At 45.9% G+C, this 11961-nt stretch carries 9 protein-coding genes; all 9 read right to left on the bottom strand.

Going from position 1 to position 11961, the window contains the following annotated elements:
- Nucleotides 1-78: 78 nt before the first annotated feature.
- Nucleotides 79-354 (bottom strand): hypothetical protein, encoded by a 276-nt coding sequence (locus tag ACH10T_RS08715; RefSeq protein ID WP_394808910.1) that lies wholly within the window; start codon nucleotides 352-354, stop codon nucleotides 79-81.
- 190 nt (nucleotides 355-544) lie between these two features.
- Nucleotides 545-1609 (bottom strand): class II fructose-bisphosphate aldolase, encoded by a 1065-nt coding sequence (fba, locus tag ACH10T_RS08710; protein ID WP_394808909.1) that lies wholly within the window; start codon nucleotides 1607-1609, stop codon nucleotides 545-547.
- A gap of 127 nt (nucleotides 1610-1736) precedes the next feature.
- Entirely contained in the window at nucleotides 1737-3188 is a 1452-nt protein-coding gene (gene pyk / locus ACH10T_RS08705; RefSeq protein WP_394808908.1) for a pyruvate kinase, read from the bottom strand.
- A 15-nt stretch (nucleotides 3189-3203) separates the two neighbouring features.
- Nucleotides 3204-4382 (bottom strand): phosphoglycerate kinase, encoded by a 1179-nt coding sequence (locus ACH10T_RS08700; RefSeq protein WP_394808907.1) that lies wholly within the window; start codon nucleotides 4380-4382, stop codon nucleotides 3204-3206.
- A 136-nt stretch (nucleotides 4383-4518) separates the two neighbouring features.
- On the bottom strand, nucleotides 4519-5517 hold the full coding sequence (gap, locus tag ACH10T_RS08695; protein WP_394808906.1) for a type I glyceraldehyde-3-phosphate dehydrogenase: 999 nt from the start codon (nucleotides 5515-5517) through the stop codon (nucleotides 4519-4521).
- A 78-nt stretch (nucleotides 5518-5595) separates the two neighbouring features.
- The gene (tkt, locus tag ACH10T_RS08690) at nucleotides 5596-7611 is read right to left on the bottom strand and encodes a transketolase (protein ID WP_394808905.1); all 2016 of its coding nucleotides are present in this window, start codon (nucleotides 7609-7611) and stop codon (nucleotides 5596-5598) included.
- A 141-nt stretch (nucleotides 7612-7752) separates the two neighbouring features.
- Nucleotides 7753-9015, bottom strand: coding sequence for a sigma-54-dependent transcriptional regulator (locus ACH10T_RS08685; RefSeq protein WP_394808904.1), 1263 nt, complete (start codon nucleotides 9013-9015; stop codon nucleotides 7753-7755).
- Between the two features lie 148 nt (nucleotides 9016-9163).
- Entirely contained in the window at nucleotides 9164-11341 is a 2178-nt protein-coding gene (locus tag ACH10T_RS08680) for an ATP-binding protein (RefSeq protein ID WP_394808903.1), read from the bottom strand.
- On the bottom strand, nucleotides 11341-11961 hold a 621-nt coding region (locus ACH10T_RS08675), incomplete at its 5' end, for a DUF4390 domain-containing protein (protein ID WP_394808902.1). The genes ACH10T_RS08680 and ACH10T_RS08675, both read right to left, overlap by 1 nt.

Below are 11961 nucleotides of genomic sequence, written 5' to 3'. Positions count from 1 at the left end.
TGATGTCACTGCGCCGACCGATGCTGAACTTTATACAAAAAAGTCACGGCCCACTACTACATCTAGCTACCTTGGGAGTTAACCGGATAAGCACGGTTCAAAGTACTTAGCTTCAAAATTTAGTATTTCTGTGGATTTACGCGGATCTCTTAAATTCTTTAAAAGTAACACAACACTAAAAAGTACAAAGAATGTGCCAACGTAACCCCCAACAAAATCTCCTAATTGGCTTGCTCCCTCCGCATCAACAGTATTCGATGCGTGAAATACTTCAGCCATGAAGATCAGATTCATAGCACCAAATCCGACTAATAGGGTGATTATTTCTAAAATATGCTCGCGAATCCACGCCACTTAAACTCTCCTGTACATTTTAAGCCATACAATTTACCGATATCACTATGGAATAGGAAACATCAGTATTGTGTTATCGATTGGATATAAAACTTACGGATACTTGCCAGAAAACTACTTCTTTGGAGCATAGATGATTGTGCAAGCCGCACAATCATCTATGGCTATATTGGATACTGCTTGCTTTGACTTACTTAATAACCGCGTCCAATTCGCCTTTTGCATAGCGATTCGCCATACTTTCCAGCGAAATCGGTTTGATTTTACCAGCCTGTCCGGCACAGCCGAAGGCTTCAAAGCGCGCTTTACAAATGTCTTTAGCGGCTGCAGTGGCTTCTTTCAGAAATTTGCGCGGGTCAAAATTGCTTTTGTCTTTTTCCAGACTGCGGCGGATTGCGCCGGTCATGGCTAGGCGGATGTCGGTGTCGATATTGACTTTGCGCACGCCATATTTAATACCTTCTTGAATTTCTTCCACCGGCACGCCATAGGTTTCTTTGATATCACCGCCGTATTGACGGATGATTTCCAGCCATTCTTGTGGCACTGAACTGGAGCCGTGCATCACCAGGTGGGTATTGGGAATACGTTGATGAATCTCTTTGATGCGTTGAATGGCCAGAATATCGCCTGTGGGTTTACGCGTAAACTTGTAAGCGCCGTGGGAAGTTCCAATGGCAATTGCCAAGGCATCCACGCCGGTTTTGCGCACAAAGTCGGCAGCTTCTTCCGGATCGGTCAGCAATTGATCATGAGACAACACACCTTCTGCGCCGTGTCCATCTTCCGCTTCTCCCATGCCAGATTCCAATGAGCCCAGGCAACCCAGTTCGCCTTCCACCGAGACACCGACCGAATGCGCGGTATTGACAACATCTGCTGTGACCTTAACATTGTATTCATAGGTAGAGGGTGTTTTGGCGTCTGCTTGCAATGAGCCGTCCATCATGACACTTGAAAAACCGCTACGGATTGCATTGACGCAAACCGATGGAGAAGCACCATGATCCTGATGCATCACAATCGGTATATGCGGATAGGTTTCAACGGCTGCTTCAATTAAATGACGTAAAAATGCTTCGCCGGCATATTTTCTCGCGCCTGCAGAACCCTGCATAATGACCGGGCTATTGCATTCATCAGCCGCCTGCATGATCGCCTGGATTTGTTCCAGATTGTTAACGTTAAAAGCAGGCAAGCCATAACCATTTTCTGCTGCGTGATCGAGTAGTTGTCTTAATGATACGAGTGCCATTTAATTCTCCTTCAAAAAATTATCTTAATGTGATCCTGATTTAATACAAACGCTTGTTCTTTTAAAATCTTTGATTCTTTTCACCGTTGCTATCGTTATTCCAGACCAGCATTGCATGCCTGACTGCTTACCTGGCATCCATACCTTGCCGTAATTTCCATTCGCCGACTTTGATAATCTTCATCGTATTGGTGCCTCCTGACTTACCGACCGGCTCGCCGATCGTCATCACCATGATATCACCATTTCGTACGACACCACGCTGGAGCAATTCCTCTTCAGCCAGATTCAGAATAATCTCTGGATCATTCAGCCCTTCGCCAAATTCAACCGGATAAACGCCCCTGAATAACGTCACTCTTCGGCGTGTTTCTTCATTGGGACTTAGCGCAAAAATAGGCACCTTGGAACTTCTCCGCGACATCAGCAGTGCCGTCACACCGCTTTGCGTTAAAGCTGCAATCGCACGAATCTGCAGCCCACTGGCGGTAAACATGGTGGCACGGGCGATGGCTTCTTCAATGCTGGCCGGACTGGTATTTGCCATCCGCTTGTCATGACTGACCAAATATTCCTTTTCGGCCTCCAAACAAACGCGCGCCATGGCTTCCACCGCTTCAACCGGATACTCACCTGCAGCCGATTCTGCCGATAGCATGACCGCATCGGTACCATCCAGTACCGCGTTAGCGACATCCGATACTTCAGCACGCGTTGGAATTGGATTAGTAATCATTGATTCCATCATCTGCGTTGCGGTCACAACTAACTTATTATTGCCACGTGCGGAGCGAATCATTCTTTTTTGCAGGGCTGGAACAGCGGCATCTCCAACTTCAACCGCCAGATCGCCGCGCGCCACCATAATCGCATCGGATGCTTCCACAATATCATCCAGCGCAAGAATGGCTTCTGAGCGTTCGATCTTCGCCATGATCATGCCTTTACCGCCCGCTTCCTGCATCAGTGCCCGCGCCTGCCGGATATCATCACCGGAACGGACAAACGAAACGGCCAAATAATCGGCGCCTAGTAGTGCAGCCGTTTTGATATCCTCGAGATCCTTGCTCGTCAATGCAGGCGCACCCAGTCCGCCGCCTTTGCGATTGATACCTTTATTGTTCGACAGTATCCCGCCTTGTTCAACGATGCAGAATACTTGATGACCTTTCACGTGCGAAACACTTAGCACAATGCGGCCATCGTCCAGCATTAGCGTAGCTCCGGCTTCCAGATCATTCGGTAGTTCTTTATAGTCTAACCCGACTCTTTCCTGATTACCCAATTCACAAGTAGCATCCAGAATAAACGGATCCCCCACTTCAAGCCTGATTTTTCCGTGCTCAAACCTGCCAACACGGATTTTAGGACCTTGCAAATCAGCCAAAACTCCGACAGTTAGGCCCGCCGCTCGCGCCAAAGAGCGAGTCAATTCTGCAAACTCAATATGCTGTTCACGCGTCCCGTGAGAGAAATTAATCCGAACAACATCCACGCCAGCCCGGATCATGCGATCCAGAATTTTCGGGTTACTACAGGCAGGACCGAGTGTCGCTACAATTTTTGTTCTTCGAATCATTATCTCTCTTGACGATTAGTTAGCGCGCGTTTCTAATATTTCTACCGCGGGCAATTTCTTACCCTCTAAAAATTCCAAGAATGCACCACCTGCCGTTGATATATAGGATATTTTGTCATAGATATCATATTTCTGAATCGCAGCAATAGTATCACCCCCGCCCGCCAGCGTAAAAGCACTCGTTTCGGCAATTGCCCGGGCGATCTTCTCAGTTCCTGCACCAAACTGATCAAATTCAAATACACCCACCGGACCGTTCCAAACGACTGTTCCCGCACGCATGATGATATCCACCAATTCTTGTGCGCTTTTTGGGCCAATATCAAAAATCATGTCGTCGTCGCTCACATTACCCGCATCTTTCAGTACCGCAGGTTCGTTGGCATCAAATTTTTTACCCACCACCACATCGACTGCAATGGGAATCGATGCATTACGTTTAGTCATTTTATCCATCAGCACCTTGGCCGTTGGAACCAGATCATCTTCACACAGTGATTTACCAACATTTTTACCGGTTGCTTTCAGGAATGTATTGGCAATACCACCACCCACAACCAGCTGATCAACTTTCTCAGATAACGACTCGAGCACTGTCAGTTTGGTTGAAACTTTAGAACCGCCAACAATTGCAACCATTGGACGCGCCGGATTCAACAAAGCTTTGGTTAATGCTTCCAGTTCTTCGGTGAGCAGAATACCTGCGCAAGCCGTTGGCGCATATTTGGCGATACCATGGGTTGACGCTTCAGCACGGTGTGCGGTGCCAAACGCATCCATCACAAAGACATCGCACAATTTCGCATACTTCTGTGCAGTATCTTCCGAATTTTTCTTTTCACCTTTATTGATGCGGCAATTTTCCAGTACCACCAACTCTCCGTCGGCCACATCAAAGCCGCCATCCATCCAATCACGGATTAAACGCACCGGCTTGTTTAAACGGCCTGCAATGTTATCCGCGACCGGTTTCAGTGAATTCTCCTCTGTCCACACACCTTCGTCAGGGCGGCCGAGATGCGATGTGACCATCACTTTGGCGCCTTGTTTAAGGCAATGATTAATCGTCGCCATCGACGCAGTAATGCGTGCATCCGATGTTACTTTACCATCCTTCACAGGCACATTCAGATCAGCGCGTATAAATACACGTTTACCTTTCAGATCAAGGTCAACAAGTTTAATGACAGACACGGCAAGCTCCAAAATTGTCTTTAAGAAAATATAAAGGATAGCAAACGCTACCCTTTATGTCTTAACGAATTGAATATTAAATCAGACAACAATCAAGATTTTATTTATTCTCAACTGCGTATCTTCAAATACAAAACTACTTGGCAACAGTACGAACCATCTCCAGCACTTTGGTGGAATAGCCCCATTCGTTGTCATACCATGCGACTACTTTCACAAAGCTTTTATCCAAAGCCATGCCCGCTTCCGCATCAAAAATGGAAGTACAGCTTTCACCACGGAAATCAGTGGATACCACTTTCTGATCGGTATATCCCAGCACACCCTTCATTGATCCTTCGGAAGCATCCTTCATCGCTTTACAAATTTCATCATAGGATGCATCGTTTTCCAGCTCAACCGTCAAATCCACAACAGATACATCTGATGTTGGAACACGGAAAGCCATACCAGTCAGTTTTTTATTCAGTTCAGGAATCACGACGCCCACTGCTTTGGCAGCTCCGGTAGAAGATGGAATGATATTTTCCAGAATACCGCGGCCACCGCGCCAGTCTTTATTGGATGGACCATCCACCGTTTTTTGTGTAGCTGTTGCGGCATGCACCGTGGTCATCAGTCCGCGCTTAATGCCCCATTTATCATTCAGCACCTTGGCAATCGGCGCCAAACAGTTTGTGGTACAGGAAGCATTGGAAATAATGCTCTCACCTTTGTAAGACTTATCATTTACACCATAAACAAACATTGGCGTATCATCTTTGGAAGGTGCCGACATAATCACTTTCTTAGCACCTGCCACCAAATGTTTTTCACAGGTTTCCTTGGTCAGAAACAGACCGGTCGACTCAACCACGACGTCTGCACCCACTTCATTCCATTTCAGCTCAGCAGGATCTTTAATCGCTGTTAATCGAATTCTTTTACCATTGACGACCAATGTATTCCCATCAATCGCGATGTCTCCCTTGAAACGGCCATGTACTGAATCATGTTTTAACATATAAGCCAAATAATCCGGCTCTAACAAATCATTAATAGCGACGATTTCGATATCAGGAAAGTTCTGCACCGCAGAGCGAAATACCATACGCCCAATGCGACCAAACCCATTAATACCAACCTTAATTGCCATACTAAAACTCCTTAAATAAGAAACTTGTTACTGCTAGGTGAATACACACACACCCATCTACTTTAATCATAAATTCGATTAGAGAATGTCTTTTACTGTCTTGACCACGTTCTCAACGGTAAAGCCAAAATGCTTGAATAACACATCAGCCGGCGCCGACTCACCAAAGGTGTCCATACCTACTACCGCGCCGTCCAGACCGACGTATTTACGCCAGAAATCTGTCACACCGGCTTCTATGGCAACCCGCTTAACGCCTTTTAACAAGACACTATCCTTGTAAGATGGTTCCTGACGATCGAATACATTCGTACATGGCATAGAAACAACGCGCACATGAATACCCTCTTCAGCCAATGCTTTCTGCGCATTTATAGCCAAACCCATCTCTGAGCCTGTGGCAATCAGAATAGCTTGTGCTTTCCCGTTGCCTGCTTCAGACAAGACATAGCCACCCTTATCAATCGATTTGATCGTAGCCGCATCCCGTTTCTGAAATGGCAGATTCTGACGGCTAAAAATTAATATTGAAGGACCGTCTTTACGTTCGATAGCGCGTGCCCAAGAAACTGTTGACTCAACGGTATCACAAGGCCGCCATACATCCATGTTTGGGATATAACGCAACGTGGCTGTCTGCTCTACTGGCTGATGCGTCGGACCATCCTCACCCAAGCCTATGGAATCATGGGTAAATACGAAGATATTACGAATTTTCATCAATGCGGCCATGCGCAGCGCATTACGGGCATATTCAGAAAACATCAAAAATGTGGCGCCATAAGGAATCAAACCGCCATGTAACGACAATCCGTTCATCATGGCACTCATGCCAAATTCACGCACGCCATAGTAAACATAATTGCCGCCGTTTTTCTGGCTAATCCCCTTAGAGCCTGACCATAAAGTCAAGTTAGATCCAGCCAGATCCGCAGAACCGCCGATCAATTCGGGCAGAATTGGTGCCAAGCCTTCAATCGCGTTTTGTGAGGCTTTGCGGCTGGCAATCGTTTCTGCTTTTGCGTTGACCTGATTGATAACGCTATCAATATGACTGCGCCAGTTTGCGGGTAAATCGCCTGCCATACGACGGTTAAACTCAGCAGCTTCGGCAGGATGCTTTTCTGCGTACTCAGCAAATTTCTGGTTCCACTCCGTCTCAAGTCTTTGTCCTTTCGCTCTTGCATCCCAAGCGCTATAAACCTCCTGTGGAATTTCAAACGGTGGATAATGCCAGCCAATGTGCGGACGAGTAGCCGCAATCTCTGCATCACCCAATGCGGCGCCATGTACCGAATGGGTATTAGCCATATTCGGCGAACCCAATCCAATGACTGTTTTACAACAAATCATTGATGGTTTATTGTTTACTTGCTTGGCGGCCTCGATCGCCGCTTCAATCGCTTCTGGATCATGCCCGTTGACATTGGGTACAACATGCCAGCCATAAGACTCGAATCGCTTTGGCGTGTCGTCGGTAAACCAGCCTTCCACGTGACCATCAATGGAAATACCATTATCATCGTAAAAACAGATTAGTTTGCCTAAACCCAAGGTACCTGCCAAGGAACAAGCTTCGTGCGAGATGCCTTCCATCAGGCAGCCATCACCCAGAAAAACATAGGTATAGTGATCTACAATATTATAGCCAGGACGGTTAAATTCAGCAGCCAGCACCTTTTCTGCCAGCGCCATGCCTACCGCATTGGTAATTCCTTGACCTAACGGGCCTGTGGTGGTTTCTACGCCAGGGGTATAGCCATATTCCGGATGTCCAGGTGTCTTTGAATGAAACTGCCGGAAACGCTTAATTTCTTCCATTGGCAAATTGTAGCCGGTCAGATGCAATAAGGCATAGATCAGCATGGATCCGTGTCCGTTGGAAAGCACAAACCGGTCACGGTCGACCCACTCTGGATTGCCAGGATTATGACGCAGATGATGAATCCACAGCACCTCAGCAATTTCAGCCATCCCCATCGGCATACCGGGGTGACCAGAATTGGCTTTTTGCACGGCATCCATCGCCAATGCACGAATAGCACTGGTCAAATCTTTAAACACCGGCGCGTCAAAATCCTTAAATGTACCCATCGACACTAACTCCCTTATATTTTCAACAAATAGAAATGGCCGGTCTGCATGTTTATATGCTACACATCGGCTGAAAAGTTAGTATTATCTATTATTTTGCGCACAAAACCAATCCAGTAGCATCAAAATTTTCTTACAAAATCAGTTTCCCCGCAGTTTAATTCCCAGTAATTTTATTTTACGATAAAGATGTGTGCGCTCCAATCCAGCCCTGTCAGCCACACGCGTCATATTGCCACTCTCTTGATCGATTAATCTTTCGAAGTAAGTTTTTTCAAATAAATCACGTGCTTCGCGCAGTGAAAGATCCAACGGGATTTCAGGAGCGACAGATGTAGATGCCGATTCTGGAAAAACCATTGTCTGTTGAACGGCCTCAGCCGAAATTTCATCACCGGTACATGTCAATGCCAAAGAATGCACGACACCTGTTAACTGTGTAAGATTGCCAGGCCAATCATAATTCCGTAAGCAGTTAAGTGCCGCTGTGCTGAACTGCAAGATTGATGAAGCCTCACCCGATTCAACAAAACGTGACAAAATTTGACTGGCCAAATCAGGAATATCCTCCCGATGCGCTCTCAATGCTGGAATACCGATACTTAAACTACTCAGCACTTCGTATAATTTGGGATGATAAACGCCTTGCGCTGTTAACTCTGCCAAAGGTTGAGATGTCGCACAAACCAACCGCACGTTATATTTATCCAGCTTGCTCAACAATAACAACAAACCCTTCTGCGCCAATTTACTGATTTCACCCACATCCTTTAGAAATAACAGGCCACCACGCGCAAGTTCCAGCAAATCGAGTGGTGATTCAGCTAGCGACACCAATGTCTCTGGTTCCACCCAGGGTGTATTAGGGCGATGCATAAAACGCGCGCACATTTCCGCACCAGCACCCGGCTCTCCCATCAGAAGTAAAGGCGTTTTCAGATTTGTGACTTGCTCTAATCTTTTCCTGAGATCTGCAATTAAAATGCCTTTACCCAAACTGGCGAGAGAAAGTGTTGATTGCTGCTTACTTTGCCCTCCTCGCAAAGCCTTACTGACAGTACTCAGCAACTTTTGTAGCGGTATTGGTTTCTCCAAATAACCAAATGCACCAATACGCGTCGCTTCGACCGCTGTGTCGATAGTGCCATGCCCGGACATCATGATCACCGGCATCGTCAGCATTCCGTTACTGGCCCAATCTTTCAGCAGTGTAATGCCATCGGTATCAGGCATCCAGATATCCAATAACACCAGATCCGGACGCGTCTGGCTTCGCCAGATTCGCGCTTGCTCAGCATTCTCTGCCAACGCCACACGATATCCTTCATCACGCAAAATTTCAGACAGCAATTCGCGTATGCCAATTTCGTCATCAACAACAAGTATTGTATTGTTTGTTATCATTTAGAATTCTCTCCACTAACGAAATCTAATCAGCTTATCTACAACTGTCAAATTTCACGATCACAATGGATTCCAAGTTTTTTGGATTGACGAGTGCCTGAGTATGAAAGATTTTGTTTATCTTTTCTTTAATTACTGATTCATTAATTTAACTTAACGCCAGTTTGTTATTTCCCACAGAGCTATTTTTCTCTACCGTAGGCAGGATAATTGAAATTTGTGCGCCATGGGGTTTAATATTTTCAATGTGAATCAAGCCTTCATGTTCTTCAACAATTTTCTTGACGATGGGCAACCCCAATCCGGTCCCTTTCGACTTGGTCGTGACATAAGGCTCAAAAACCCGCGCCCTGATCTCGTCCGAAAAACCGCAGCCATTATCGCGCACACTCAGTTGCACACCTCCATGCACCATCTCGGTTCTCACTTCAATCACAGGCTCTGGTGTATCTACCAAGGCATCCTGCGCATTCTGCAACAAATTATGCAGCACCTGACGTAACTGTGCAGCATCGCCCCTGACCACTGGCAAATCGTCTGCCAATGACGGTTTGACTTGTATGTGTTTACTATTTTCGATTGCCATACTCGCTGTTTCATACAGTGACAATACTTCTCGCACCAATCGATTAAAATCGAGCTGACTTAATTCCAATTCTGGAACACGCGCATATTGATTGAATTCATTGACCATCCTTTTTAGCGCTTCAACCTGATTGACAATTGTCTCTGTAGAGCGACGCAGTATTTTTGCATCTTCCACATCCAATTTATTAATCAATTTGTGCTGCACCCGCTCAGCAGAGAGTTGAATTGGCGTCAATGGGTTTTTAATTTCATGCGCAAGGCGGCGCGCAACTTCTCCCCAAGCAACTGCACGCTGCACTTGCAATAAATTCGTAATATCGTCAAAAACCACCACCCCGCCCCCCCCCGATATCTTGGGCAAACGTGTTCCCCGTAAAAGTAAAACTTGATTTTTACCATCCCCTGAGCGTGTTAATTGGCGCTGCCAAACACCTGTCTCTCCAGAATTAAAACCTTCTCTGATCTCAGCAATCAAAGTATCCAGTTGCGGTTCATTACTCACACAACCCTCAATGATTGAACCATCCAGACTAATCATAGGAATTTGCAGTATTTGTTCTGCGCTGCGATTTGCCTTGGATAAAACCAATGGATCGTCAAACACCAACACGCCAGATGAGAGATTTGCCAGAATACTCTCCAGATGCGCACGCGCACTCTCTACCTCCTGCTGATTATGTTGCGCTGCCGCTTGCGCTTCCTCCAGTTGTTGCGTCATCAAATTAAAAGATTCTGTCAATACACCTAACTCGTCACTACTCTGAACCAAATGGCGCCGACTGTAATCGCCTTGTGCAATAGCACGCGTACCTTCCGCAAGCATGCCGAGCGGAGCGCTCAATTTTTCACTGAGCAATGAAGCAGCCGCCAATGCTGAAAACAATGATAAAAGCAATGCCAGTGTCAATGTAACGCTATACAACCGAGTTAATCCCTGGCGAGATAAAGAAAGCTCCTGGTAATCCCGGTATCCTGCTTGCACCCGCTCAGCATCTCTTGCCAATTGCACAGGAACCGGCTGCAAAAATTGAAGCACCCGGATATCTTCCTTCAGACTCAATACATTAACAGGCGCAACCACGCGCAAATACAAACCCTTGCCCGCGATGGATTCAACTGCACTGTAAGCTTTCTGAATTCTAATGTGTCGCAACACCATTGCATTGGGCATTTCAGGAAATAGCGCCAAGTTACTTTCACTGGAAAATGCAATCACTTTGCCATCCCGATTAAACAAAGTTGCTTCCTCAATTTGCGATTGCAGCAATAACTCATTAAGCACTAGCAATGGCTGGCTGGAAGGTTCAGATAATATCAATGCAGTCGCTTGTGCTTTCTTTTGTAATTCTCCCAGCAAGTTCTCCAGCATGGTTTGTCCTAGACTCAAACCACCTTCAAGCGCACGGTCCACTTTAACATCAAACCAGGACTCAATACTCTTCTCAAGAAATTGAACCGATACGGCATACACCAAAACACCAGGAAGAATCGCCATCAATGAGAAAACTAACATTAAACGTAACGCCAGCCTGGATCCGAACACACCCGACTTGAGTCTGCGCCGAAATCGCCACAACAAAAATCCCACAATAACCATGAGAAACAATACAAAAACAATGTTGATACCCAGCAATAGCCGGTATTTTCTTTCAAAGAACTCAGTATTGGCACCCGCTGTTGCGAGCAAGAAAAGCATCACCGCTCCCACACCGGCACCAATAATGAGTACATATTTCATTAATGGCCTTTCATCTGGAAAGATTGTTCTGGTGTTGGTAACTTCATACGCCATTCCAGTTTATCCGAACTCAGGTCCCACTTACTGGAACCCAAAGCTTCAACCTGGAATGGTTTGGGCATCCGTGTCAAATCAAGCCAGATGCGCAATGATGCGATATAGTCAACATCTTGTTTTAAATCATATTTTACAGTCAATGAATAATTACGCAATTGACCCAAAGCTTGCAATGCTTCAGTTAACGTGTTAAAGCTTTGTGAAAATGCTGCATGATTCAAATGATATTGACGCGTCAACGCGTAATATCGTAACCCAATTCTTAATTTACCACGCGCAACTTCGTCGTAAAGCCAATACCAACGCGAGTCAATCAAACTGAATTTGGTCACAAAGTAAAGCACGATGCCTTTCTCAAGCGCTTGCTCCAAAGTGGCATTAAGAGCAATCTCAGAATCAATGCTGATTTCATACCCCTGTTCAACTGCTGCCATACTGACAGACTTTATTTGAATGCCTTCCGCTTGTGCAACCGTGACCGGCAACAACAAAATCCACAGCAAACAAATAAAATTGGCAAGTGATAACCCTAAGCACCACATGCTTTGGCTAGTTTTTGTGCA

The sequence above is a fragment of the Nitrosomonas sp. genome (assembly GCF_043753625.1).
Classification (GTDB): Bacteria; Pseudomonadota; Gammaproteobacteria; order Burkholderiales; family Nitrosomonadaceae; genus Nitrosomonas.
Note: the sequence above shows the minus strand (reverse complement) of the source record. Positions and strands in the feature narration are given on the sequence as shown.

Coding starts and splice junctions, on each gene's coding strand:
- fba (WP_394808909.1), bottom strand. CDS start 1,609: ATGGCACTCGTATCATTAAGACAACTACTCGATCACGCAGCAGAAAAT.
- pyk (WP_394808908.1), bottom strand. CDS start 3,188: ATGATTCGAAGAACAAAAATTGTAGCGACACTCGGTCCTGCCTGTAGT.
- gap (WP_394808906.1), bottom strand. CDS start 5,517: ATGGCAATTAAGGTTGGTATTAATGGGTTTGGTCGCATTGGGCGTATG.
- tkt (WP_394808905.1), bottom strand. CDS start 7,611: ATGGGTACATTTAAGGATTTTGACGCGCCGGTGTTTAAAGATTTGACC.
- ACH10T_RS08685 (WP_394808904.1), bottom strand. CDS start 9,015: ATGATAACAAACAATACAATACTTGTTGTTGATGACGAAATTGGCATA.
- ACH10T_RS08680 (WP_394808903.1), bottom strand. CDS start 11,341: ATGAAATATGTACTCATTATTGGTGCCGGTGTGGGAGCGGTGATGCTT.